The 24,218-nt window shown below is 68.8% G+C and carries 21 protein-coding genes; 14 read left to right on the top strand and 7 right to left on the bottom strand.

Annotation, left to right across the window (positions count from 1 at the left end; genetic code table 11):
- Nucleotides 1-45: 45 nt before the first annotated feature.
- The gene (locus ACIBW6_RS11505; protein WP_399059031.1) at nt 46-639 is read right to left on the bottom strand and encodes a DUF6542 domain-containing protein; all 594 of its coding nucleotides are present in this window, start codon (nt 637-639) and stop codon (nt 46-48) included.
- 225 nt (nt 640-864) lie between these two features.
- Here ACIBW6_RS11505 and ychF point away from each other — a divergent pair, with 225 nt between their 5' ends.
- The 4 genes from ychF to ACIBW6_RS11485 all read left to right on the top strand — a co-directional run bounded on the left by ychF (nt 865) and on the right by ACIBW6_RS11485 (nt 8,419).
- Nucleotides 865-1,953, top strand: coding sequence for a redox-regulated ATPase YchF (ychF, locus tag ACIBW6_RS11500; protein WP_399059030.1), 1,089 nt, complete (start codon nt 865-867; stop codon nt 1,951-1,953).
- A gap of 381 nt (nt 1,954-2,334) precedes the next feature.
- Entirely contained in the window at nt 2,335-4,080 is a 1,746-nt protein-coding gene (locus tag ACIBW6_RS11495) for an N-6 DNA methylase (protein WP_399059029.1), read from the top strand.
- On the top strand, nt 4,077-5,273 hold the full coding sequence (locus ACIBW6_RS11490; RefSeq protein WP_399059028.1) for a restriction endonuclease subunit S: 1,197 nt from the start codon (nt 4,077-4,079) through the stop codon (nt 5,271-5,273). Before ACIBW6_RS11495 ends, ACIBW6_RS11490 begins: the two co-directional genes overlap by 4 nt.
- The gene (locus tag ACIBW6_RS11485; RefSeq protein WP_399059027.1) at nt 5,273-8,419 is read left to right on the top strand and encodes a type I restriction endonuclease subunit R; all 3,147 of its coding nucleotides are present in this window, start codon (nt 5,273-5,275) and stop codon (nt 8,417-8,419) included. The genes ACIBW6_RS11490 and ACIBW6_RS11485 overlap by 1 nt, the downstream gene beginning before the upstream one ends.
- A 13-nt stretch (nt 8,420-8,432) precedes the next feature.
- Here ACIBW6_RS11485 and ACIBW6_RS11480 read toward each other — a convergent pair whose 3' ends face one another.
- The 4 genes from ACIBW6_RS11480 to ACIBW6_RS11465 form a co-directional block, all read right to left on the bottom strand.
- Nucleotides 8,433-8,840 (bottom strand): PIN domain-containing protein, encoded by a 408-nt coding sequence (locus ACIBW6_RS11480; RefSeq protein ID WP_399059026.1) that lies wholly within the window; start codon nt 8,838-8,840, stop codon nt 8,433-8,435.
- Complete coding sequence (locus ACIBW6_RS11475) at nt 8,837-9,112, bottom strand: hypothetical protein (RefSeq protein WP_399059025.1); 276 nt, start codon at nt 9,110-9,112, stop codon at nt 8,837-8,839. Before ACIBW6_RS11475 ends, ACIBW6_RS11480 begins: the two co-directional genes overlap by 4 nt.
- A gap of 811 nt (nt 9,113-9,923) precedes the next feature.
- The gene (locus tag ACIBW6_RS11470; protein WP_399059024.1) at nt 9,924-10,331 is read right to left on the bottom strand and encodes a PIN domain-containing protein; all 408 of its coding nucleotides are present in this window, start codon (nt 10,329-10,331) and stop codon (nt 9,924-9,926) included.
- Complete coding sequence (locus ACIBW6_RS11465; RefSeq protein ID WP_399059023.1) at nt 10,328-10,603, bottom strand: hypothetical protein; 276 nt, start codon at nt 10,601-10,603, stop codon at nt 10,328-10,330. Before ACIBW6_RS11465 ends, ACIBW6_RS11470 begins: the two co-directional genes overlap by 4 nt.
- Nucleotides 10,604-10,913: 310 nt before the next feature.
- Between ACIBW6_RS11465 and ACIBW6_RS11460 the strand changes: the two genes are divergently transcribed.
- The gene (locus ACIBW6_RS11460) at nt 10,914-11,198 is read left to right on the top strand and encodes a hypothetical protein (RefSeq protein ID WP_399059282.1); all 285 of its coding nucleotides are present in this window, start codon (nt 10,914-10,916) and stop codon (nt 11,196-11,198) included.
- A complete protein-coding gene (locus tag ACIBW6_RS11455) occupies nt 11,180-11,593 on the top strand; it encodes a PIN domain-containing protein (RefSeq protein ID WP_399059022.1) in 414 nt (137 codons plus the stop codon). The genes ACIBW6_RS11460 and ACIBW6_RS11455 overlap by 19 nt, the downstream gene beginning before the upstream one ends.
- Nucleotides 11,594-11,621: 28 nt before the next feature.
- Here ACIBW6_RS11455 and ACIBW6_RS11450 read toward each other — a convergent pair whose 3' ends face one another.
- Both ACIBW6_RS11450 and ACIBW6_RS11445 read right to left on the bottom strand, forming a co-directional pair.
- Nucleotides 11,622-14,504 carry a helicase-associated domain-containing protein gene (locus tag ACIBW6_RS11450; RefSeq protein WP_399059021.1) on the bottom strand — a complete coding sequence of 961 codons (2,883 nt, stop codon included), beginning with the start codon at nt 14,502-14,504 and terminating at the stop codon, nt 11,622-11,624.
- Between the two features lie 116 nt (nt 14,505-14,620).
- Complete coding sequence (locus ACIBW6_RS11445; protein ID WP_399059020.1) at nt 14,621-15,067, bottom strand: anthrone oxygenase family protein; 447 nt, start codon at nt 15,065-15,067, stop codon at nt 14,621-14,623.
- A 92-nt stretch (nt 15,068-15,159) separates the two neighbouring features.
- Between ACIBW6_RS11445 and ACIBW6_RS11440 the strand changes: the two genes are divergently transcribed.
- The 8 genes from ACIBW6_RS11440 to ACIBW6_RS11405 all read left to right on the top strand — a co-directional run bounded on the left by ACIBW6_RS11440 (nt 15,160) and on the right by ACIBW6_RS11405 (nt 24,206).
- Nucleotides 15,160-15,738 carry a TetR/AcrR family transcriptional regulator gene (locus ACIBW6_RS11440; protein ID WP_399059019.1) on the top strand — a complete coding sequence of 193 codons (579 nt, stop codon included), beginning with the start codon at nt 15,160-15,162 and terminating at the stop codon, nt 15,736-15,738.
- 73 nt (nt 15,739-15,811) lie between these two features.
- Nucleotides 15,812-16,945 (top strand): pyridoxal-phosphate dependent enzyme, encoded by a 1,134-nt coding sequence (locus tag ACIBW6_RS11435; protein WP_399059018.1) that lies wholly within the window; start codon nt 15,812-15,814, stop codon nt 16,943-16,945.
- Between the two features lie 193 nt (nt 16,946-17,138).
- Entirely contained in the window at nt 17,139-17,891 is a 753-nt protein-coding gene (locus ACIBW6_RS11430) for a GntR family transcriptional regulator (protein ID WP_399059017.1), read from the top strand.
- Between the two features lie 227 nt (nt 17,892-18,118).
- Entirely contained in the window at nt 18,119-19,837 is a 1,719-nt protein-coding gene (locus ACIBW6_RS11425; RefSeq protein WP_399059016.1) for a purine-cytosine permease family protein, read from the top strand.
- A 217-nt stretch (nt 19,838-20,054) separates the two neighbouring features.
- Nucleotides 20,055-20,261, top strand: coding sequence for an SPOR domain-containing protein (locus ACIBW6_RS11420; protein ID WP_399059015.1), 207 nt, complete (start codon nt 20,055-20,057; stop codon nt 20,259-20,261).
- A gap of 21 nt (nt 20,262-20,282) precedes the next feature.
- Nucleotides 20,283-20,699 carry a (deoxy)nucleoside triphosphate pyrophosphohydrolase gene (locus ACIBW6_RS11415; RefSeq protein ID WP_399059014.1) on the top strand — a complete coding sequence of 139 codons (417 nt, stop codon included), beginning with the start codon at nt 20,283-20,285 and terminating at the stop codon, nt 20,697-20,699.
- A 171-nt stretch (nt 20,700-20,870) separates the two neighbouring features.
- Nucleotides 20,871-21,287 carry an ATP-binding protein gene (locus ACIBW6_RS11410; protein WP_399059013.1) on the top strand — a complete coding sequence of 139 codons (417 nt, stop codon included), beginning with the start codon at nt 20,871-20,873 and terminating at the stop codon, nt 21,285-21,287.
- Nucleotides 21,288-21,494: 207 nt separating this feature from the next.
- Nucleotides 21,495-24,206, top strand: coding sequence for a SpoIIE family protein phosphatase (locus ACIBW6_RS11405; RefSeq protein ID WP_399059012.1), 2,712 nt, complete (start codon nt 21,495-21,497; stop codon nt 24,204-24,206).
- Nucleotides 24,207-24,218: the final 12 nt, after the last annotated feature.

The following is a 24,218-nucleotide window of genomic DNA, read 5'->3' as shown; positions in this document are numbered from 1 at the left end:
GACACGCGCCGCCGCAGGTTTCTTCCGTACCCGTCGGTGCTCTCTCTACGCGGTGCGGCCGCGGGGGGAGGCGGCCGGGCCCCTGGACCGCCCGGCGCGGCGCTGGGCGGCTCGGCGCAGCAGCAGCCGGGCCCGGCGGGCGGCCACGATCAGGGCGGCGAGGAGCGTGCCGGCGTAGAGCCAGCCGGCGTTCAGGGCGAGCGCCGTGAAGACCCCCATCAGGCGCGCGCCGAGCCCCCCGCCGTCGGCGATCGACAGCGCGCCGACGGCGAACGCGATCGGCAGCGCGACCGGCGCCGTCACGAGGTCGGCCTTGCGCACCCATCCCGCGGTCAGGCCGCTGACGACGACGAAGAGCACGCCGTACACGGCGGCGGCCCCGTCGAGCAGCAGCTGGTCCAGGAAGCCGAGCACCAGCATCGCGGCCGTGCAGAAGAGCCCACTGCCCAGGCCGGTCAGCCGCGGGTTCGGGAAACGGCGCAGCGCCACCAGGACAGGCGGCACCCGGCGGCCGGTCCGGGCGGCCCGGTAGACGGTCCCGGCCCGGGCGCGCACGGCTCTGCCGCCCTGCGCCTGCGGCGGCAGCGGGGCCGTGCGGCGGGGGCGGGGCTGCGGGGGACGCGTCCTGGGTTGCTCCACCCGCCCAACATAGGTGGGCTTATGTGCGGAATAGGCCGTGGGACACGCACTTTGGCCGAGCTTGACTGTCGGGCGGGGCCGGTGGGCGGGTCCGGTGGCACGGGTGTCTCTGGTCCGGCGGCGGCCGGGTGCGGTCGGGTGTTCGACAGGTCGCCGGGCGGGGCGGGGCCAGGCCGTAGACTGGTGGACCGCCCCCACCTCTCCTCTCGTACGGGAAGTCGCAACGTGTCGCTCACGATCGGAATCGTCGGTCTGCCGAATGTCGGCAAGTCGACCCTGTTCAACGCCCTGACCAAGAACGACGTGCTGGCGGCCAACTACCCGTTCGCCACGATCGAGCCGAACGTCGGCGTGGTCGGCGTCCCCGACACCCGCCTCACCAAGCTGGCGGAGATTTTCAGCTCGCAGAAGGTCCTCCCGGCGACGGTCGACTTCGTCGACATCGCGGGCATCGTGCGGGGCGCGTCCGAGGGCGAGGGCCTGGGCAACAAGTTCCTGGCGAACATCCGCGAGTCGGACGCCATCTGCCAGGTCATCCGCGCCTTCAAGGACGAGAACGTCGTACACGTCGACGGCAAGGTCTCGCCCAAGGACGACATCGAGACGATCAACACCGAGCTGATCCTCGCCGACCTCCAGACCATCGAGAAGGTCCTGCCGCGCCTGCAGAAGGAGTCGCGGATCAAGAAGGACGTCCTGCCGAAGGTCAAGGCGATCGAGGAGGCCCAGGCGATCCTGGAGAAGGGCGACACCCTCTTCTCGAAGGGCATCGTCCAGGGCTCCGGCAACGAGGAGCTCCTGCACGACCTGCACCTCCTGACGACCAAGCCGTTCCTCTACGTCTTCAACGTCGACGAGGACGAGCTGACGGACGACGCCTTCAAGGCCGAGCAGCGCGCGCTGGTCGCCCCGGCCGAGGCGATCTTCCTCAACGCCAAGCTGGAGCAGGACCTCGCCGAGCTCGACGAGGCCGACGCCATGGAGCTCCTGGAGTCGGTCGGCGCCGAGGAGCCGGGCCTCGCGACCCTGGCCCGCGTCGGCTTCGACACCCTGGGCCTGCAGACCTACCTGACGGCCGGCCCCAAGGAATCCCGCGCCTGGACCATCAAGAAGGGCGCCACGGCTCCCGAGGCGGCCGGCGTCATTCACACCGACTTCCAGAAGGGCTTCATCAAGGCGGAGGTCATCTCCTTCGCCGACCTGGTGGAGACGGGCTCGGTCGCGGAGGCCCGCTCGGCGGGGAAGGCGCGCATGGAGGGTAAGGAGTATGTGATGCAGGACGGGGATGTGGTGGAGTTCCGCTTCAACGTGTAGCGGCTGACATATCACCACGTCGCTGATCTGACAAACATGCAGGTCAGGAGGGGTTCGACTCTCTTGAGTCGAACCCCTTGGTTTTTCCCGTGCTGGGATGGTGCTGGGATGACTGACCCCTCGTCACCTGTCATCACCCCTGATCACCCCTACCGTGCTGGGATTGCGCTGGGATGTGGATGGGCTGCCGGTGCTGGATTCCACTGCGGTGATCGCCCGTGATCACGATTCGATCGCCGGGGGGAGCGCAGTCTGCCGCGCCCGGCAGCCAGGCGGGCTGATCGGAAGAGCAGATCGAGGGGCCGTGGCTGAACCGTGGGACGGCGGCTGCTGTCTCTGCCAAAGTGATCGCTACTGCTAGACGATTCTCGTGAGGAACCTGTGAGCACGCTCGGTAGCTTCATCTGGTCAATCGCTGACCAGCTTCGGGGCCCCTACCGCCCCAACCAGTACGGGACTGTGATTCTCCCGTTCACCATCTTGAGGCGGCTCGACTGCATCCTCGAGCCGGACCGCGCGGTGGTACGGGAGCTGGCTGCGAGGCACGAGAATCCGAACCGGCTCAAGGTTGAGGTCAAGAAGGCCACGGGGCGGACGTTCTACAACACCTCCAACTACGAGTTCGCGAACCTACTGGCCGATGCGGACGGGCTGGCGGACAACCTCGCCGAGTACATCGACCGGTTCTCCCCCGACGTGGACGTCTTCGAATACTTCGACTTCAAGAAGGAGACCCTGGCGCTGGAGAAGTCCGGGCTCCTGCGCGAGATCGTCAAGTCCTTCGGCGCCGTTGACCTGCATCCCAACGTGGTGTCCAACGCAGACATGGGGGATGCGTTCGAGTACATCATCCGCAAGTTCAATGAGGCCGCGAACGAGACCTCTGGAGACCACTACACGCCGCGCGACGCGATCCGGCTGCTGGTTGATCTCCTCTTCGCGGAGAAGGGCGTCGAGTTCCCCGGAGAAGAGATCATCCGGACGCTGTACGACCCCACGGCCGGCACCGGTGGCATGCTGTCCCTGGCAGAGGAGCACCTCCTCAAGCAGAAACCTGATGCGAGGTTGACCCTGTATGGCCAGGAGTACAACCCGCAGTCATACGCCATCTGCAAGTCTGACCTGCTCGCCAAGGGCCACGACACGACCAACATCGCCTTCGGTAACACGCTCACCGATGACGCCTTCAAAGGTCGCCAGTTCGACTACTGCATGTCCAACCCGCCCTATGGGGTGGACTGGAAGCAGTACGCCAAGGCAGTCAAGGCGGAGCGTGACTCCGCCGGCCCCTACGGCCGCTTCGCGCCGGGACTTCCCGCGACCTCGGACGGCCAGATGCTCTTCCTGCTCCACTTGGCCCACAAGATGCGTGCTCCGGAGGACGGCGGTGGTCGCGTGGGCATCATCATGAACGGCTCGCCGCTGTTCAACGGCGCCGCCGAATCCGGCCCCTCCAACATCCGCAGGTGGCTGCTAGAGAACGACCTGGTCGAGGCGATCGTCGCGCTGCCGACCAACATGTTCTTCAACACCGGCATCGCCACCTACATCTGGATCCTCGACAACACCAAGCACCCCGACCGCCAGAGCAAGGTCCAGCTCATCGACGGCACGTCGTTCTGGACCAAGATGCGCAAGAACCTCGGGTCCAAGGGACGCGAGATCAGCGACCATGACCGCGCCGAGATCGTGAGGCTGTACGCCGACTTCGAGGACGCCGATCCTGACTTCTCGAAGGTGCTGCGCAACGACGAGTTCGGCTACTGGACCATCACCGTCGAGCGTCCCCTGCTCGACGAGGACGGGAACCCTATCGTCGACCGCAAGGGCAACCCGAAGCCCAACTCGAAGAAGCGTGACACCGAGAACGTCCCGTTCACCTACGGCGGCTCAACCGCTGGTGCGGCAGGGGAGCGGGAGGTCATCCGGACGTACTTCGATGCGGAGGTGAAGCCGCACGTACCTAATGCCTGGATCGACTGGGCCAAGACCAAGACCGGTTACGAGATCCCCTTCACGCGCCACTTCTACAAGTACGTTCCGCTTCGCCCGCTCGCCGAGATCGATGCCGATCTGGAGAAACAGGTCGCCAAGATCCTCGATCTCCTGCGGGAGGTGGAGCAGTGATTGCCACGCCACCGCCCAACTGGCGTAAGACAACGGTGCGGCGAGTGTTGCGACAGTTGGACCGACCTGCTCGGTCGGGGCTCGGCGTTATCACCACCTATCGAGATGGCGCAGTCACTCTGCGCTCGAACCGACGTGAGGATGGCTACACTTTTTCTGATACTGAGAACGGGTATCAGGAGATCTGTCCCGGCGACCTGGTTTTCCACGCTCTTGACGGTTTTGCCGGCGCCGTCGGCGTCTCGGATAGCCATGGCAACGGTTCGCCCGTCTATCACGTCTGTGAGCCTGTGGCGGGCGACCATCCTGCCTACCTTGCTCGCCTGCTACGCCATCTTGGTACCTCCGGTTTCCTTGCCACCCAGGCGCCGAACGTCCGCGAGCGCAGCGTTGACTTCCGCAACTGGAACACCTTCGCTCGTATTCCCCTAGTACTGCCCCCGGCCGAGGAGCAGCGAACCATTGCCTCCTATCTCGACCGCGAGACAGCCCGCATTGACATGCTCATCGAAGAGCAGCAGCAGCTGATCGAGATGCTTCGCGAGCGGCGCGCCGCTGCGGCGGTTGAAGCGTTCGCATCGCTGAGCGGCGATGGCGAGGGCCTCGAGGACGCGTACGAGCCGATTCCTTGGTTGCCCGAACTGCGAATCAAGCGAGTGCAGATGCGCCATGTTTGCGCGATTGGTACCGGTTCAAGCGACTCAGCCGACGCTGCGGACGAGGGGTATCCATTCTTCGTCCGCGGAGATCAGCCTCTGGCGCTCGACCACTACGAGTTCGAAACTGAGGCCATCATCACTGCTGGTGACGGCGCGATGGTCGGTCGCTCGTTTCACCACTACCGGGGCAAGTTCGCTGCCCACCAGCGTGTGTATGTCTTGCGTGACTTCAAGGGCGTCTATCCACGTTATCTCTTCTGGTACTTTTCGACCTTCTTCATCCGCGTAGTAGGTGACGGTGGAGCGCAGGCAACGGTGCCCTCAGTGCGGCGACCCATGATTGCGGGAATGCCTGTGCCTATGCCTGCTCTCGATGAGCAGCGTCGCGTCGCAGCCTTCTTGGATGAGCAGACTGCGAAGATTGACATGCTGATCGGTGAGACCGAGCGGTTCATCGAGCTGGCGCGGGAGCGCCGATCGGCGTTGATCACGGCGGCAGTGACGGGACAGATCGACGTACGAGGGGTCGCGTGATGGCCGACGACGATGAGGACGCCTTCGAGAGGGAGATCTGCGAGTACCTGCGGGATAACGGCTGGCTGTACTCGAAGAATGACCGTGACGGTGGTAAATACGACCGGGAGCGGGCATTGTTTCCCGCTGATCTGTTCGCATGGCTGGAAGCGACTCAGAAGTCGGCGTATGAGAAGGCGTTGAAGGCAGCAGGATCGCAGGCGAAGTTCCTCGACGTACTGACCGCAGCGCTCGACAGGCCGCTGGAACATGGCGGCGGGACGCTGAACATCCTCCGCAACGGAGTGCAGTACATCGGTGGCGGCCGGTTGAAGATGGCGCAGTTCCGTCCCGAGACCTCGCTCAACGCGGCCATCACGACGCACTATGAGGCGATGCAGGTGCGGGTGGTGCGACAGGTGTACTTCTCGACTGCCGACCAGCGCAAGATCGATCTGGTGTTCTTCGTCAACGGGCTCCCAGTGGCCACGGTAGAGCTGAAGACTGAGTTCAAACAGTCGCTGGATAAAGCGGTCAACCAGTACAAGCAGGATCGCAATCCGTTGACGAACGGGCGGCCGGAGCCCTTGCTGTCGTTCGGTCACAGGGCTCTGGTGCACTTCGCGGTCTCGAACGACCTGGCGGCAATGACCACGAGGCTAGAAGGGAAGAAGACCCACTTCCTGCCGTTCAACGTCGGCTTCGACAACGGTGCTGGCAACCCACCCGGCGCGGACGGACGGTCGGCCACGGCGTACCTGTGGGAACGAGTCTGGGAGAAGCAGGCCTGGCTGAACATCATCGGGCGGCTGATGATCGTGCAGACCAAGGAGGAGTGGGACGTCACCACCGGCACATCGGTGCGGCGTACGAGCATGCTCTTCCCGCGGTTCCACCAATGGGAGGCCGTCACGAGCATCGTCGAGGCGGTGAAGAAGGAGGGGGTTGGGCAGCGGTACCTAATCGAGCACTCGGCTGGGTCGGGAAAGACGAACACCATCGCCTGGACGGCACACCGGCTGGCGCGGCTGCATGTCGAGGACAAGAAGGTCTTCGACTCGGTCATCGTGGTTGTGGACCGCACCGTGCTCGACTCACAGCTGCAGGATGCGATCCGACAGATCGACGGCACCGGCAAGATCGTCGCGACGATCAGCCCCGAAGACGTCCGCAAGGCCGGTGCGAAGTCGAAGTCGGGTCTGTTGGCGCAGGCTTTGAAAAACGGTGAGCTGATCATCGCGGTGACGGTGCAGACCTTCCCGCATGCGTTGGACGAGATACGCACCGACGCCGGCCTGAAGGGCAAGCGGTTCGCTGTCATCGCCGATGAGGCGCACTCCTCCCAGTCGGGTCAGATCTCCTCGAAGCTGAAGCAGGTGCTGACGGCCGAAGAGATTAAGGAGATCGAGGAGGGCGGCGAGGTCGATGTGGAGGCGGTGCTGGCCTCGGAGATGACCGAGCGGGCCGAGTCGGAGAACATCTCCTACTTCGCCTTCACCGCGACGCCGAAGAACAAGACGCTGGAGCTGTTCGGTCGCAAGGGGGTCGACGGAAAGCCGCGCGAGTTCCACCTGTACTCGATGAAGCAGGCGATCGAGGAGGGCTACATCCTCGACGTGCTCAAGGGCTATCAGTCCTACGACACCGCGTTGAAGATCGCCGGCAAGGCCGAGAGCGGTGACGGAGGGGAGGTCGAGGAGGGTGCCGCCCGCAAGGGTCTGATGCGGTGGGTGCAGCTCCACCCGACGAACATCAGCCAGAAGGTGCAGATCATCGTGGAGCACTTCCACGCCAACGTCGCCTACCTCCTCGAAGGCAAGGCGAAGGCGATCGTCGTGACCGACTCGCGCAAGTCCGCGGTGAAGTACAAGCTGGCCATCGACGCCTACATCGCCAAGCGTCGCGCCGAGGACGCCTCGTACAACTACCGCACCCTGGTCGCCTTCTCCTCCGGGGTAGCGATGGCAGAGGACGAGACCTGGCACAGCGACTGGGGCTCGCAGCCGTCGAAGGATGACGAGTTCACCGAGGCCAACATGAACCCCGGCTCCGGGGCTGATCTGGCGGCTGCGTTCAAGGGCGATACGTACAAAATCATGCTGGTCGCCAACAAGTTCCAGACCGGCTTTGATCAGCCCCTGCTCTCGGCGATGTACGTCGACAAGAAGCTGTCAGGGGTCGCCGCGGTGCAGACGCTCTCGCGGCTCAACCGTACGCACCGCACCGCGGGTGGGGAGCAGAAACGCAAGACGTTCGTCATCGACTTCGCCAACAAGCCCGAGGACATCAAGGCGGCCTTTGAGCCGTACTTCAAGAACGCGACGCTGGAGACCGAGACCGACCCGTACGTCGTCGTCCACCTGGCCAACAAGCTTGCTCAGGCCGGGATCTACACCGAGGACGAAGTGCGCAAGGTCGCCGAGCTGTGGGTGACGCGGAAGGGTAACAACGCGCTCTCGGCGGCGATCAGCCCGGCGCAGCACGACTTCCGGCGCCGCTACGCGCGAGCGATCGAGGATGAGGACAAGGTCACGCTCCAGGCGCTCGACCTGTTCCGTAAGGACGTCGCCACCTACGTACGTCTCTATGACTTCATGTCGCAGATCGTCGACTACGGCGATCCCTACATGGAGATGCTCTCGATCTTCCTGCGCCTGCTGGAGAAGGTAATCGCCGAGTCTGCTTGGGCGGCCGACGTAGACCTTTCCGACGTGGTGCTGGTCGGGGTCAAGCACAACAAGGCGATCGCGGTCGACATCTCACTCGTGGGTGACGGGCAACTGAAGGGCATCAGCGCCGCCGGCACAGGTGCGAAGAAGGATCCGAAGTACGTTGCGCTCCAGGTCGTCATAGACAAGATGAACGACCTCTTCGGCGCCGAGTCGTTCACCGCATCGCAGATCAGGGAGTTCGTGCAGGGTCTCGTCGAGCGCTTGCTCGATGACGCAAACCTGGTCAAGCAGACCAAGGCGAACTCCAAGAAGCAGTTCCTGGAGTCACCAGACTTTCAAGCGGCCGTCACGGAGGCAGTCGCAGATAACCAGGACGCCCACAACACGATGGCCGACTACTTCTTCACCGACGGGCCAGCCATCAACGCGATCATCGTCGCCCTCGCGGATGCCTTCTACGAAGCAGCAGTCGATCAGCAGGTGGATTTAAGCTGAGTAAACGCCGAGGTCAGACGTCTTTGATCTGCACTTGGTCGCCGCACAGTTTCGACCAGTCGTCGCGATCCGAGGTCAGTACGAGGACGGGTGCCGGGGAGCGGAGCGCCATCGCGGCTACGAGGGCGTCGATGGCGTACTTGTGGCCGTGCAGGCCGCCAGCGTCGCTTAGGAGCTGCACCGCAGTGAGACTGTCCGCCTGGGTGACGTCTTGGACTTGAAGGCGGGAGAGCACCCAGCGCAGCCGGGCGGTATCTGTCTTCCCGTAAACGGCCTCCACCACAGTCAGGGCCGATACGAGGACGGGCACGCCTACGCGCCGAGCGGCCTCGATCCGGGTGATCATCTGGCGATCGTTGCGCAGCAGCAGCGACAGCGCCTGGGAGTCGAGCACCAGGGACCTGGCCGCGGGCTCCTTCATGCTGCGCTGTCGTTCGACGCGTAGGGCGCCGGTGCGTCACCGAACAGTTCGCTCTGCGCGGCCTGGACTTCGGCCTCGCTCAGCGGCTCGTGCTCGGCTTCGTAGGCGGCCACGATCTCGGCGAGGCCGTCCATGGCGAGCTGATGCCGGACCGCCGCCGTCACGTACGCGGACACGCCGCGCTTGCCGGTACGTGTGCGCAGAGCACCGAGGAGTTCCGAGGGTATCGAGACGGAGATGTTCTCCGTGCCGCCGGGGCGGGGTGACTTCATGGGTACAAGTCTAGTACAGGAACTATTACAGTGCCTGGAGTGCTGCGCGGCCGGTATCCGGGGCGGGCGGAGATGCGTAGTCTTGGTGCTTCCGGATCTTCTTGTGCATTGCAGTGAATCCCGTGCTGGGATGGTGCTGGGATGTGCCCATATAACCGCAGGTCAGACGGGTTGTGGTGGAGTTCCGCTTCAACGCGTGACGGGTGATACGACACCGCGTCGCTGATCTGGTAAACGTGCAGGTCAGATGGGGTCCGGCTCTTCGGAGTCGGGCCCTTCGTTCTTTCCCGTGCTGGGATGGTGCTGGGATAGCTGATCCCTCGTCACCTGTCGTCATCCCTGGTCATCCGTACCGTGCTGGGATTGTGCTGGGACGTGGATGTGGTGCCGGTGCTGGGTTCTGCTCGGGTGAGTGGCTGAACCGTGGGACGGTGGCTGCTGGCTCTGGCAAATTGATCGGTACTGCTAGACGATTCTCGTGAGGAACTAGTGAGCGCGCTCGGTAGCTTCATTTGGGCCATTGCTGACCAGCTTCGGGGCCCTTATCGCCCCAACCTGTAAGGGACTGTGGTCCTCCCGTCACGATCCTGCGGCGGCTCGACTGCGTACTTGAGCCGGACCGCGCGGTGGTACGGGAGCTGGCTGCGAAGCACGAGAACCCGAACCCGGTCTCGTGCAGTTGCTGCTCGCTGACCCGACCCTGGTCCAGCAAACCAAGGTGAACTCCAAGAAGCAGTTCCTGGAGCCACAGGACTTCCAGGCCGCCGTCACGGAGGCAGTGGCAGACAATTAACCGGAGCAGACGCCGAGGTCAGACGTCCTTGATCTGTACGCGGTCGCCGCACAGTTTCGACCAGTCGTCGCGGTCCGAGGTCAGTACGAGGACGGGCGCCGGGGAGCGAAGTGCCATCGCGGCGACGAGGGCGTCGATGGCGTACTTGTGGCCGTGCAGGCCGCCGGCGTCGCTCAGCAGCTGCACCGCGGTGAGGCTGTCCGCCTGGGTGACGTCCTGGACCTGGAGGCGGGAGAGCAGCCAGCGCAGCCGGGCGGTGTCCGCTTTGCCGTAGACGGCCTCCACGACCGTCAGGGCGGACACGAGGACGGGCACGCCCACGCGCCGAGCGGCCTCGATTCGGGTCACCATCTGACGGTCGTTGCGCAGGAGCAGCGACAGCGCCTGGGAGTCCAGGACTAGGGTCCTGGCCGCGGGCTCCTTCATGCTGCGCTGTCGTTCGACGCATAGGGCGCCGGTGCATCACCGAACAGTTCGCTCTGCGCGGCCTGGACTTCGGCCTCGCTCAGCGGCTCGTGCTCGGCTTCGTAGGCGGCCACGATCTCGGCGAGGCCGTCCATGGCGAGCTGATGCCGGACCGCCGCCGTAACGTACGCGGACACGCCGCGCTTGCCGGTACGTGTGCGCAGAGCACCTAGGAGTTCCGCGGGCATCGAGACGGAGATGTTCTCCGTGCCTCCGGGGCGGGGTGACTTCATGGCTGCAAGTCTAGTACAGAAACTATTACAGCGTCTGGAGTGCTGCGCGGCCTGTATCCGGAGCGGGCGGTGATGCGTAGCCTTGGCGCTTCTGGAACTTCTTGTACTTTGCAGGGAATCCCGTGCTGGGATGGTGCTGGGATAGCTGACCCCTCGTCACCTGTCGCCATCCCTGGTTATCCGTACCGAGCTGAGATCGTTTGGGATGGGATGGGGGCCCGTGCCGGGATTTGTGTGAGCGGGGCGCTGGCCGAGCTGTGAAGGCAGGCGGACGTGGCGCTTTTCCTACTCGTTTGACACAATCGGGGGCATAGGCGAGGCGACGTACAGCATCGGGGAAGGGCCGGCGACGCGGGTGAGCCTGTCGCTGCCGGAGGGGACCGCGGAGGCGATCCGGGCTCGGGTGGGCAAGCGGGAGTTCTCCGCGTTCATCGCCGAGGCGGTCGAGCGTGAGCTACGCGGGCAGGTCCTGGACGAGTACCTGGCGGACTACGAGAGCCGCAAGGGGCCGGTCTCCGAGCCGGCTCGTCAGCGGGCGCGGCAGGCCTTCGACGAGGTGTTCGCCGAGGAGGCCGAGTGGCCCGCCGCAGGCTGAGTCACGAGGGGACGCTCGTCCTCGACGGCGAGGGACTCTCGCAGCTGCTCGCTGACGAAGAACAGGTGGTGGCCCTGATCGCTGAGGCGCGCTCGCGCGGCATGGAGGTCGTGATCAGTGCGCTCACCGTCATCGAGGCCGTCCACGCCCGTACGAACAAGTCACGCCTGAACCGGGTGCTTTCCGGGCTGCGGGTCGTCCCGGTCGGTGACGAGGAGGCGAGGGCTGCCTCGAAGGTGCTGATGAAAGCCGGGTTACACGGACACAAGTACGCGATCGACGCGGCCGTCGCCGAGGCCGCGCTGCGGCAGCACCGCCCCGTGGTCATGCTGACTTCCGATGGGGACGACATGGCCAAGCTGTGCGGCGAGCGGGTCCGGCTCGTGGCGGTGTGATTCCCCCCGGCCAGGCCGTGTACGTGTGTCACCGGCGAGCCGTGACCTCCATGAGTTGCTGGGTGAGTCCTGCCGCACTGGACGGCAGCCCCTTCGCGTGCTGCCCGTATTGCGGGTGTGCCTGGTCGAGGGTCGGGACGGTGCTGGTGGCGCGGTCGGCCGGGGGGCGTTCGATCACCGTGGTGCCGGTTTCCGCTTCGAGGACGGGCGCGTATCCGGCCTTGCGCAGTGCGCTGAGTGTCGTTTCCGGCGGGGCCGTGGAGATGGCCACGGTGGGTGCGATGCGTCGCAGTGCGAGTGCGGTAAGGCTTTTGGCCCGGGTGATTTCGGTGATCAGTGCGGTGTCGTCGGAGCGGATGCAGCAGGCGCTGCGTACGACGCGGAGCCGGCCGTGCGTGCGTGCCGTGTCCTTGATCGTGTATGTGAGCGGCTGGGGGAGGCGGGTGCCGTTCGCGCACACGGCTTGGAGGCGTTCGAGGATGTCGTCGGCACTCCATCCGGTGTCGAGGGCGCGGCGCAGCGAGGCGGGGGCGATGCGCCAGACCACGGCATGACCCTCGGACTCGATGTCGCCGACGGCGGTGAGGAGTTCGGCCAGTTCGGTGGCGGGCGCTCCGGTGACGGTCGCGGTGGAGTCGGCCTGGAAGTGGGCGGTGGTGCTGGGCTCGGGCAGCGTCGCGCGCAGGCTGTCACGGAGGCCCGCCACGGCCGCGGCCAGGCGGGGATGGTCGGCCAGGTCGGCGCCGACGGCCGCGGCGCCGGTACCTTCGCCCGCGGGGTCGGCGTGCGCACCGGGGACGGCCGGGTAGTGCCGGTGGGCTCCCGCTTCGAGGAGCGCGTGTACGGCGCGGCCCGCGTCGGTGAGTGCTCCGTGCGCTACGAGGCCGAGCAGTCCGGCCTCGTCGAGGGTGGCGCGCAGCCGCAGCAGGAGGGCATCGGTCCCGTCGTGGTCGTCTCCGGTGTCCTCGTATGCGACGTGGTCGAGGTCGACGCCCGCGAGGAGGTCGGCGACCGTGCCCAGGCCGGACGTCTTCGCGAGGGTGATCAGCTGCTCCAGGGGCGAGTGCTCTTCAGCGCCCGCGACCGCAGGTGTGTCACCTTGCCCGTCGCCGATGAAGCGCTCCTGCGCGAGTTCCAGGAACTCGGCGAGATCGCCGAGCGGCACTCCGTTCTCGTCGGCGCGCAGGGCGAGTTGCTCCAGCACCTGCGGGTCCGTCAGGTCGGCGAGCAGGTCACCGGCGTCGTACCGGCCGTCCGCGTGCTGTGTGCCGGGCTCGTCCGGCGCTGTCATGAGGTCGTACAGAGCGGGCTGGAACCAGGCCGCGCGCTCAAGGAGCGCACGCAGTGCCTCATCCGTGGCCTGCGTCCCGTGGCCGTCGGGGAGGGTGGCGAGGGCGGCGAGGAGACCGTGACGCAGCGGTACGGCGTAGCCGTCGTTCGGGGAGATGAGGGCGACGGGCGGCTCGTCCGCGTCCGGCCAGCAGGTCAGGACCTCCGGGACCACCGCCCAGGCGGCCACCAGGGGCAGCAGTTTCCCGGCGGGTGTGGCGCGTGCCCACCTGTCGTACGCGCGTGTCGGCAGCAGCCGGCCGGACGGTTTCGTGCGGGAGGGGGCGCGGCCGCCGCCGCGGCGTGCCGCGGGTGCCTCCTCGTCGGCCTTGGGGGCGGCGAGGCCCGCGTTGAGCGCGAGGTCGAGCCAGAGCCTGGTGTCGGCCTCGCTCGCGCCCCCCGCCTTCGCCAGGCGCCGCGTCTCCCGTACGGCGATACCGCCTGCCTTGCGGATGGCGACGGGGGCCGTCGCCAGTTCGCGCAGGACGAGTTCGGCGCGCCAGGCGGCGGCCCCGGCGGCGATGCCGCCCTCGTCCTGCCAGGAAGCGGGCGTGGGGAACGTCGCGGTCAGAGGCGGCGGAGTGGTCCGCACGGCGGGAGGCGGCTGCGGACCGCGCAGGGCGTGTCCCACTTCGTAGCAGAGTTCGACGAGGTCGGGGCCGACCGGTACGACCATGCCGCGCGCGGCGAGCCAGTCCGTGCCCGCGTCGCCGCTGCCGCCGTCACGGAAGGTGAACTTGTCACCGGGATGCCACTGCTGAGAGCCGCCGTAGGCGTACGAGGCGGTACCCGTGGCGCCCATCGTCTCGTTTCGGGAGGCGAAGCAATGGGTGTGCATCAGGGGCGGTCCCGGCACAAGGTGCGCCAAGAGATCGTGCGCTTCCTGGGGGGCCTGCTCGACCAAGGCGCGGACCCGGTGCGGATCCCCCAGAACGGCGGTGATGCCTTCCTGCGCGGAGCCGCGTGAGAGTTTGTCGCCGAGGCCGAGCGCGGCCGCGATGCGCCGTACCTCGGGGGCGTTGAAGGCGACGGTGAGCAGTTCATCCACGCGACGCCCGTGCACCTGGCGCGCGGCGAGCCGGTGTACGTGTGCAGGTACCGCGAGTTGCCCGTCCGGGGCGGGCAGCAGCAGGGCGTGCCCCCGCAGCCGGGCGAGCCCCGACTCCACCCAGGACGAGGAAGTCCCACCCGCCCGTAGCCAGTTGAGCAGGTCGCTCTCGGGGACGAGGCGGTCGTACGGATCGATGCCGCCGCTTCGCCCGTCGCCGTCGCCGTCGTCGTCGAACCGCGGATACGTGTTCATCGGGCCATAGGTGTGCTGCGCGGGCGAGCTGAGGGGCGGTCCGTACCGTTCCATGGCGCGCGTGCCGACGGCCGCGAGGAGATCCCAGTGGGCCGCGTCGAGGGTCAGCATCCCGGCCGCGACCGACGGATCGGTGAGCAGATGCGTGGCGAGCACGCCGAAGCCGGTGATTCTTTCGTAGCCCGCGGCCCGCGGCAGCTCGCGCTCCTCCAGCAAGGTCGTCAGCTGCTCGGGCGCGAGGCCGGCCAGCCACTGCGCAAGGGCGACGGCAGAGGACATCCCAGAACTCCCAGACATCCGGCGAGCCTAGTGGCAGTCGCATCCTTGCCCCAGCGGCGGCGAACGTCCGCGCGCAGACGGCACGAACGTCCCAGGCGAGCCCCCCGCCCGCCGCCTCAGACGAGTGCCGCCGCCAGGAAGGTGAAGGCGGCGACGATGACCGCTACGCGGGCGTAGTGGTAGCGGTCCCAGCGGTTCGACTGCTGCTTCCAGTCCGCGGGACGGTTCTCCGGGGTCCACGTCTTGCTCCGGTTGTTGATCGGGACGAGCAGCAGGACCGACATCAGCACGCTCACGATCAGCAGCGCGCCGGCGATGACGACGAGTCCGGCGCCGGAGCGGTCCCAGGCGGCGACGGCCCAGATCGCGCTGAGGACGAGTGAGCCGATGTACCAGAACGGCATGAGGCGGCCGAGCATTCGGCCACCGTGGGCTCGGGCGAGCTGGTCGCTGTCCTCGGGGAGCGCGTTGAAGATCCGGTTCATGACGAAGGCGACGGAGAACTCCACCCCCACCATCAGGCCGACGAGCACGGTGGTGACGACCTGGAGTGCGTTGAGCATGAGGACCCCTCCTGGGATCTAGCGTTGCTAGCTGATGTGGCAACGCTAGTACTACTGACGCTTGATTGTCTAGCGGTGCTAGGATTCATGTCATGTCGGTACAGGAACGCAAGCAGCGCGAACGGGCGGAGCGCGAGCGCCTCATCGTGGCGACGGCCCGCGAACTCGCCGAGCAGCAGGGCTGGGACGCGGTCACCACCCGCCGGCTCGCCGAGCGCATCGAGTACAGCCAGCCCGTCCTCTACAGCCACTTCCGCGGCAAGCGGGAGATCATCGGCGCCGTCGCCCTGGAGGGCGCCGCGGAGCTGGCCGCCGCGGTGCGGGCCGCGACCTCCGCCGCGGACGGTCCACGGGCCCGGGTCGCCGCCCTCGCCCGCGCCTACCTCGACTTCGCCGCCGGCAACCCCGCGGTCTACGACGCCCTGTTCCAGCTCGACGGCGGCCTGCCGTACGCGCGGGAGGACACCCCCGAACCGCTGAAGGACGCCTTCGCCGCGCTGCTGGAGAGCCTGGGCGAGGTCGCCGGGGAGGGCGTCCACCCGGGTATGTTCACCGAGGTGTTCTGGGCGTCCCTGCACGGCCTCGCGACGCTGACGCGGGCGGGCCGGTTGCCGCCGGAGGGCGCCGCGCAGCGGCTGGAGCTGGTGGTGGACCGGCTCGCCGTGGTCTGAGCAGGGCCCGGTCACCCGGCGGCATCCGGAAAGCCGGACGCCGTCGGGTGGCCGGGCTGCCTAGGGTGCTGTCATGACTGTCCTCCCCGGCTGTTACTGCCCGCTCGACGGGACCCGTGTGCCCTCCGGATCGCTCGACTGGTGCTGTCCGGCCTGTCGCGGGCCGCTCGACCTGGACTACTCGCCGACCCCCGCGCCGCTCAAGTCCCTGGCCGGGCGGGTCAATTCGCTGTGGCGGTATGCGGAGTGCCTGCCGATCCCGGGGGCGGAGTGCAGCCTGGGGGAGGGGCGCACCCCCGTGGTCGCGCTGACGGACAACGTGTCGGCGAAGCTGGACTTCCTCATGCCGACCTTGTCCTTCAAGGACCGCGGCGCCGTCATGCTCGCCGCGCTCGCCACCCGTCTCGGCCCGGAGCGGGTCGTCGCCGACAGCAGCGGCAACGCGGGGACGGCGGTCGCGGCGTACTGCGCCCGGGCCCGGCTGCCCTGCTCCGTGTTCGTTCCCGAGGGGACGTCCACCAAGAAGATGGAGCAGATCGGGGCGCACGGCGCGCGCCTCGAAGTGGTCGCCGGGGACCGTGAGGCGACGGCGCGGGCCGCTCGTACGGCGGCGGACGGCGAGGGCGTCTTCTACGCCAGCCACGTCTACAACCCGTACTTCCTGCACGGCACGAAGACCTACGTGCACGAACTGTGGGAGGACCTCGGCGGGCGCCTGCCCGACATCCTGGTGCTGCCCGTCGGTAACGGGACGCTGCTGCTCGGCGCCGCGCTCGCCGTCGCCGAACTGCACACCGCGGGGCTGATCGACCGGCGGCCCGCGCTGCACGCGGTGCAGGCCGCGGCCGTCGCCCCGCTGGCCGCCGCGTGGCAGGCCGGGGCGGACGACCTGGCCGGGGAGCCGGTGGCCGCGGCGCCGACGTTCGCGGAGGGCATCGCCATCGCGCGGCCGCCCCGGGCCCGGCAGATCCTGCGGGCCGTACGGGAGTCCGGCGGGGCCTTCCACACGGTGAGCGAGGACCAGATCCGCCACGCCCAGCTGGATCTGGCCTCGCGCGGACTGTTCGTGGAGTCGACCGGCGTCGCCTGCTGGGCCGCGACCCGCGAGGGCGGTCCCCTCGGCTCCATCCTGAACGGGCGCGCCGCCGTCGTGCCCCTCTGCGGCGCCGGGCTGAAGACGGGCGTCGCCGATCCCGCCCACGTCTGACCCCGGTGGTCATTCGATCTCCACCGTTGATGTGTGAAAACTGCACTACCTGGAGAAAGTCCCTGCGTAAAGTCCTCAGGGCCTGCATGTCATCACTTCGAGTGATTCCGTGGCCTTTGCTTGCACCGCTCAACCCACGGTTGCCAGGCTGTTGCTGTCTGTCAACCTGACGGGGATGCGAGGGGAAGAACCAGTGACATTCGGTGAGCAGCCGGCGTACCTGCGCGTTGCGGGAGATCTGCGCAGGAAGATCGTCAACGGCTCGCTGCCGCCGCTCACCAGGCTCCCCTCCCAGGCCAGGATCCGCGAGGAGTACGGGGTCTCGGACACGGTCGCTCTGGAGGCGCGCAAGGTCCTCATGGCCGAGGGGCTCGTCGAGGGCCGCTCCGGTTCGGGGACGTACGTGCGGGAGCGGCCCGTGCCGCGCCGCGTGGCCCGCTCCGGGTACCGGGCGGGCGGCGGCTCCACCCCGTTCCGGCAGGAGCAGGCCGATCCCGCGGCCCGCGGCACCTGGGAGTCGCGCAGCGAGCAGGCCGACGCGGACGCGGATGTCGCCGAGCGGCTCGGGGTCCGCGTCGGCGACCGTGTGATGTGCACGCGGTACGTGTACCGGGACGCGGGCGAGACGGTGATGCTGGCGACCTCCTGGGAGCCGCTCGCCGTCACCGGCCGCACCCCGGTGATGCTCCCCGAGGAAGGACCGCTGGGCGGCTGCGGCGTCGTCGAGCGCATGGCGGCGATCGACGTGATCGTGGACAACGTGACGGAGGAGGTCGCCGCCCGCCCCGGCCTCGCCGAGGAGTTGAGCGCGCTCGGCGGGGTGCCCGGGCATGTCGTGCTCGTCATCCACCGCACGTTCTACGCCTCGGGCCGGCCGGTGGAGACCGCCGACATCGTGGTGCCCGCGGACCGGTACCGCATCGCCTACCACCTGCCGGTCAAGTGACGCCGTCAGCGCCGTCAACCCCGTCAACCCCGTCGGCCCCGCCGCACCGAGCCGCACCACATGCCCCGGCCGGCGCCCCCACCCACCTCCCGTGACACGGACTTAACCCCCACCCGCACCCCGTAACCCGGCCGCAACCCCGCCCCGCCCCGCGTTGTCATGTCCGGCTCCTACCTTCCCTCCGCGTACCGGTATTCCGCTGACGGATGGACGAACGGACGCCGCCGATGACCGACACCGCCCTGCCCGCCGCCGGACCGGCGGCCCCCGACCCCTCCGGTGGGAGCACACCGCCTGCGCCCCGGCGCAGTTACGCCAAGCTCGCGGCCGACGAGTCCCGCGAGGACTTCTCGCTGCGCTACGCCCCGCACTCCTACCGGCGCTGGTCGCCGACGATGGTCGCCTCCACCGCGCTCGGCGGCATCGCCTACCTCGCGGACTTCGCCATCGGCGCGTCGATCGTGTTCACGTACGGATTCACCAGCGGTCTCGCCTCGATCCTCTGCGCGGCGACGATCATCTTCCTGACCGGCATCCCGATCGCCCGGGCCTGCGCCAAGTACGGCCTGGACATGGACCTCATCACCCGCGGCGCCGGCTTCGGCTACTTCGGCTCGACGCTGACCTCGCTGATCTACGCCTCGTTCACCTTCATCTTCTTCGCGCTCGAAGGCTCGATCATGGCGCAGGCACTGCACGAGGTCGCCGGCGTGCCACTGCCCGTCGGATACGTGCTGACCACGCTCATCGTCATCCCGATCGTGTTCCGCGGGATGGGCGCGCTGGCCAAGGTGCAGGCGTGGACGCAGCCGGTCTGGCTGCTCGGTCTCGTCCTGCCGTTCCTGGTCCTGCTCTTCCACGCGCCGGACACCTTCGGCGACTTCACGCACTTCGCCGGTACCGAGGGCGCGGGCAGCGGCTTCGACTGGCTCGGCTTCGGGCTCGGCACCGGCGTGGCGCTCTCCCTCATCGCACAGATCGGTGAACAGGCGGACTACCTGCGGTTCATGCCGGCCAGGACGGAGGCGAACCGCAAGCGGTGGAATCTGGCCGTTCTCGCCGCGGGCCCCGGCTGGGTCGTCATCGGGGCCGCCAAACAGCTCGGCGGCGCGCTGCTCGCCTTCGCGGCGCTGACCGCGGTCGGCACGACGCACGCGCTCGAACCGATCGCCCCGCAGGTGGAGGCGCTCAAGCCCTGGTTCGGCTCGGTGGCGCTGCCCGCCGCCGCGCTCTTCGTCGTGGTCTCCCAGATCAAGATCAACGTGACGAACGCCTACAGCGGCTCGCTGTCCTGGTCGAACTTCTTCTCCCGGGTGACGCACCGTCACCCCGGCCGGGTCTGGTACATCTTCCTCAACCTCGCCATCGCGCTGACGCTGATGGAGATGGACATGTTCGCCGCGCTCAACAAGCTGCTCGGCTTCTACTCGAACGTGGGCATCGCCTGGATCGCGGCCGTCGCCGCCGACCTCGTCATCAACAAGCGGGCGGGCTGGAGCCCGCCGTACATCGAGTTCAAGCGCGCCTACCTGTACGCCGTGAACCCGGCCGGGTTCGGCGCGATGGTGATCGCCTCCGTCGTCTCGATCCTCGCCTTCTTCGGGCTGTTCGGGGCGTACGCCGAGGCGTTCTCGACCTTCATCGCCGCCGGCCTCGCGCTCACCCTGTGCCCGCTGATCGCCTGGGCGACGAAGGGCAGGTACTACCTGGCCCGCCCGAACCCGGTGAACGGCCCCGGGGTCGCCGTCCCCGACATCACCGCCACCCACGTGTGCGGGGTCTGCGCCACGGCGTACGAACTCCCCGACATCGCCGACTGCCCCGCGCAGGCCGGTCCGATCTGCTCGCTGTGCTGCTCGCTCGACGCGACGTGCGGCGACGTCTGCACGAAGCGGCCCACCGGGCAGCCGGTGTCCCTGCCGATGCCGACGGTGCGCCTGGGCTGAGCGGCCCCGAGGGAGGAAGGGGAGGCGCATCCACGCGGATGCGCCTCCCCGGCGCGTTCGCGCGGGCGCTCGGGATGGCTTGTTGCGTACCTCTTTGTGCCAATCCGTATCCGCTCCGTAAAGGTCAGGCGTAGGCTCGGGCATATGCGGAGTGAGGTTTCCTCAGGAGTCCCAGGGGGCGGGCATGCGGGCTGGAGTCGGGGAGTGGAGGGGCGCGATGGGTGACGGCACGACCACACTTCCGTGGCTGGTCGTCCGGGAGGACGACAACGGGAACCGCTACCGCGTCGGCAGGTTCGCCACCAGGGCCGAGGCCCAGCGCACCGCCGACAGCCTCGGCGACCGCGAGCACCAGCAGATCTACTGTGTCGAGCGCCTCGCCGCCCGCAAGCCGGGCCCGGAGCAGAACGGCACGGGACGCTGAGCGGACCGTAGGCTCCGGCGCATGCCCACTGCATCCGCCGCACAGCACCCGACCCTCGTGGTCGCCGCCGCCCTCTACGACGACGAGGGCCGCCTGCTCGCCGCGCGCCGGAGTGCGCCGGCCGACCTCGCGGGCCGCTGGGAACTGCCCGGCGGCAAGGTGGAGCCCGGCGAGACCCCCGAGCACGCCCTGACGCGCGAACTGCGCGAGGAGCTGGGCGTCGCCGCCGAGCCCGTCGACCGGGTCCCGGGCGAGTGGCCCCTGAAACCCGGCTATGTCCTGCGGGTCTGGCGCACCCGCCTGCTCTCCGGCACCCCGGCGCCGCTCCAGGACCACGACGACCTCCGCTGGCTGGCACCGGACGAGATCTGGTCGGTCGACTGGCTGGAACAGGACGTGCCCGCGGTGCGCGAGGTGTCCGGCCGGGGCCCGTGCTGACCTCCGACCGGCGCGCGGACCGTGCTTTCGTGCGCCGGTGGCATTCCATGCGTACGCCGTCCGTGCCACCACACACCCCCTGACGCGATAGCACCGCGCTCCACCCGGGTATATGCCGATTAACCCTCTGAAACCGGACAGCGCTCTACGCGGGCCAGGGAAGTGATCGGCGTGCTCCACACCGAAGGTGACTACGCCGAGTGGGCCTTCCCCGCCGACCCGACAGCGGTCCGCAGGGCCCGCTCGGCGGTCCGGGCGCAGCTGGCCGCCTGGGACCTCGACGCGCTCGACGACGTTACGACACTGCTGGTCAGCGAGCTGGTCACCAACGCGCTGCGGCACGCGGCCGGCCCCATCGGGGTGCGGCTCTTCCGTCCCGACCGGCCCCGCGACGCCCGGGGCACCCTCCTGGTGGAGGTCTCCGATCCGCTGCCCGACCCGCCCCGGGCCCGCGCCGCCACCGCCGACGACGAGGGCGGCCGGGGCCTCCAGCTGGTCGCGGGAGCGTCCCGGCGCTGGGGCACGAGACCGGGAGACCCCCGGACGGGTGGCAAAACGGTGTGGTTCGAGCTGGCCCTGCCCGGTTAGACGAAGACCGGACGAGTGGTGCGGGGCGTCGTGTGTGGGCGCACCGCCACTCTGGGTACGCAAAGAGTCGGTCCCGACGGGCCAAAAAGGGTCGGGAGCGTGGTGTGATCGTGAACACCGTGTTGCGCGGCTCCGTAGTGCTGGATACTGCGGGCAGCCGCCCCGGTGACCGGTGCCGGACGTGGTGAGCTGGAGGGGACGGTTCGCGTGAGCGAGATACCAGCGAAGGCCAAGATGTCCGAGGAGCGCTCGGGCACGGCGTCGGCGCGGGATGCGGACCGCACGCCGCAGGACGGCAGCGGGGCGCCCGCGCCCGACGGCTGGCAGTCGAGCCCGCCCGGGTCGATTTACGACTACATCAAGGTCGCCTCCTTCTCCATCGGGCCCGACGGGCTGATCGACCAGTGGAGTCTGCGGGCCGCGCAGGTCTTCGGCGTCCCGGCCGAGGACGCCGTGGGCCGGGACCCGATCGAGGCCTTCGTCCCCGCAGATCTCCGCGAGCGCAGCCACCGCAAGATGGCGGAGATCCTGGACGGCCGGGAGTGGACGGGCAGCGTCCCGTTCCGGCTGCCACCCCCTGAAGGCACGGCGGGCGCGGTGGGCACGGAGGGCGCCGAGGCGTCGGCGGACCGGCCCACGGGCCGCGCCGAGGTCTACGTGATGCCGACCACCACGGAGTCCGGCGAGCGCGCCGCCGTCTGCATCGTCGTGGACGTGCGGACCCTGCGCCGGATCGAGACGGATCTCGCCGCCTCGCAGGCGATTTTCGGCCAATCTCCTTTCGGTTTCCTGCTGTTCGACACCGATCTCAAGGTGCGGCGCACCAACCGCACGTTCACCTCGGTCTTCGGTGGCAAGACCGACGACCACCGCGGCCGCACCGTCCACGACTACCTGCCGCGGCACGAGGCCGACCGGGTGCAGGGCGCGCTGCGCCGCGTCCTGGAGACCGGCGATTCCGTCACCGACATGCAGCTGGTGGGGACCGTCCCGGGCTCGTCCGAGCGCCGCCACTGGTCGATCAACCTCTACCGCGTGCACAGCGGTTCGGGCCGGCCCATCGGCATCGCCGGGCTCTCCACCGACGTCACCCGGCGGCACGCCGCCGCCCGCGAGGCCGCGCACGCCCGCCGCAACCTCGCGCTCCTGAACGAGGCGGGCGCCCGCATCGGCAACTCGCTCGACCTGGAGACCACCTCCCGCGAGCTGCTCGACGTGGTCGTCCCCGGCTTCTGCGACCTGGCCTCCGTCGACCTGTACCAGGGGCTGCTCGCGGGCGACGAGGCGGCGCTCGGCAGCCAGGGCCTCGCCGACGGCAGCGCCGAGCTGCGCCGGGTCGCCGCCGCCAGCGCCGTCGCGGACGTGCCCTTCCTCGGCCTCGGCGGCGAGGAGCCGGTCGGCGTCGGCGCGGTGCACCGCTACCCGTTCAACTCGGCCTGCGCGGACGCCCTGCGCACCGCCAGGCCCCAGCTGCTGCCCGCCGAGCCGGGCGGCCTCGTCCAGTCCACCCTCGCGGTGCCGATGGTCGCCCACGACACCGTCGTCGGGCTCGTGCAGTTCTCCCGGACCAAGGGCAGCGAACCCTTCAACGACCGGGACCGCTCGCTCGCCGTGGAGCTGGCCGCCCGCGCCGCGGTCTGCATCGACAACGCACGCCTGTACCGCCGCGAGCACGAGCGCGCCCTGATCCTGCAGCGCTCCCTGCTGCCGCCCGACGACCCCGAGGCGTCCGGCCTCGACATCGCCTGCCGCTACCTCCCGGGGAACGCGGCGACGGAGGTCGGCGGCGACTGGTTCGACGTCATCGAACTGCCCGGCCACCGCACCGCGCTGGTCATCGGCGACGTCATGGGGCGCGGCCTGCGCGCCGCCGTCGCCATGGGCGAACTGCGCACCGCCGTGCGCACGCTGGCCCTGCTCGACCTCGAACCGGCCGAGGTGCTCAGCGCGCTCGACGAGATCGCCCGCGGGCTCGGCACGCCCGGCGGCGTCCAGCAGGCGACGCGCTCGGCCCGCAGCAAGCCCTCCGACGCCGACCTGTCCGAGGTCTACCTCGCCACCTGTGTCTACGCGGTCTACGACGCCGTCACCCGCCGCTGCACCTTCGCCAACGCGGGCCACCTGCCGCCCGTGCTCGTCGAACCCGGCGACGGCGCCCTGATGCTCGACGTGCCGCCCGGGATGCCGCTCGGCGTCGGCGGCGAACCCTTCGAGGAGGTGGAGGTCGAGCTGCCCGAGGGCTCGCTCCTCGCCCTCTACACCGACGGGCTCGTCGAGTCCCGCGACCACCCGCTGGACGAGGGGCTCTCCGCGTTCCGCGCCGTGCTCGACGACCCGCCCACCCGTCACCAGGCCGCCACCCAGCAACGACCGGGCCACGCCCGGACCCCTTCCGATTCCCTGGAGGACGTCTGCGACCACGTCCTGTCCACCCTCGATACGCACCACGGGGAGGACGACATCGCCCTGCTCCTGGCCCGCGTCGAGGGCCTGCCCAGCGAGAACGTGGGGGACTGGACGCTGCCGCGCGAGCCCAAATCGGTCGGCCGGGCCCGGGAGCTGGCCCGCGAACAGCTGACCGCCTGGGAGCTCGAACCCCTCGCCGACACCACCGAGCTGCTCGTCAGCGAGCTGGTCACCAACGCCCTGCGGTACGGCGAGGGCGAGATCAGGCTCCGGCTGCTGCTCGACCGCACGCTGGTCTGCGAGGTGTGGGACGCGGGGCTCGTGCAGCCGCGCCGCCGCCGCGCCCGGGACACCGACGAGGGCGGCCGGGGCCTGCAGCTCGTCGGCCTGCTCAGCGCGGCCTGGGGCTCGCGCCGCACCCCGCGGGGCAAGACGGTCTGGTTCGAACTGGCGCTGCCGAACGGGGGGACGGGCATGGTGGATCCGACGGAGGCGCTGCTCAGCCTCTTCTGACCCGCACCCGGG

It is taken from the genome of Streptomyces sp. NPDC049813 (assembly GCF_044465085.1).
Classification (GTDB): Bacteria; Actinomycetota; Actinomycetes; order Streptomycetales; family Streptomycetaceae; genus Streptomyces.
Note: the sequence above shows the minus strand (reverse complement) of the source record. Positions and strands in the feature narration are given on the sequence as shown.

What these genes read in the sequence shown, in the direction of transcription:
- ACIBW6_RS11470 (WP_399059024.1), bottom strand. Translation starts at nt 10,331, where the DNA reads ATGAAGGAGCCCGCGGCCAGGACCCTAGTCCTGGACTCCCAGGCGCTG.
- ACIBW6_RS11415 (WP_399059014.1), top strand. Translation starts at nt 20,283, where the DNA reads ATGCCCACTGCATCCGCCGCACAGCACCCGACCCTCGTGGTCGCCGCC.
- ACIBW6_RS11425 (WP_399059016.1), top strand. Translation starts at nt 18,119, where the DNA reads ATGACCGACACCGCCCTGCCCGCCGCCGGACCGGCGGCCCCCGACCCC.
- ACIBW6_RS11475 (WP_399059025.1), bottom strand. Translation starts at nt 9,112, where the DNA reads ATGAAGTCACCCCGCCCCGGCGGCACGGAGAACATCTCCGTCTCGATA.
- ACIBW6_RS11445 (WP_399059020.1), bottom strand. Translation starts at nt 15,067, where the DNA reads ATGCTCAACGCACTCCAGGTCGTCACCACCGTGCTCGTCGGCCTGATG.
- ACIBW6_RS11450 (WP_399059021.1), bottom strand. Translation starts at nt 14,504, where the DNA reads ATGTCCTCTGCCGTCGCCCTTGCGCAGTGGCTGGCCGGCCTCGCGCCC.
- ACIBW6_RS11440 (WP_399059019.1), top strand. Translation starts at nt 15,160, where the DNA reads ATGTCGGTACAGGAACGCAAGCAGCGCGAACGGGCGGAGCGCGAGCGC.
- ACIBW6_RS11465 (WP_399059023.1), bottom strand. Translation starts at nt 10,603, where the DNA reads ATGAAGTCACCCCGCCCCGGAGGCACGGAGAACATCTCCGTCTCGATG.
- ACIBW6_RS11485 (WP_399059027.1), top strand. Translation starts at nt 5,273, where the DNA reads ATGGCCGACGACGATGAGGACGCCTTCGAGAGGGAGATCTGCGAGTAC.
- ACIBW6_RS11435 (WP_399059018.1), top strand. Translation starts at nt 15,812, where the DNA reads ATGACTGTCCTCCCCGGCTGTTACTGCCCGCTCGACGGGACCCGTGTG.
- ACIBW6_RS11420 (WP_399059015.1), top strand. Translation starts at nt 20,055, where the DNA reads ATGGGTGACGGCACGACCACACTTCCGTGGCTGGTCGTCCGGGAGGAC.
- ACIBW6_RS11480 (WP_399059026.1), bottom strand. Translation starts at nt 8,840, where the DNA reads ATGAAGGAGCCCGCGGCCAGGTCCCTGGTGCTCGACTCCCAGGCGCTG.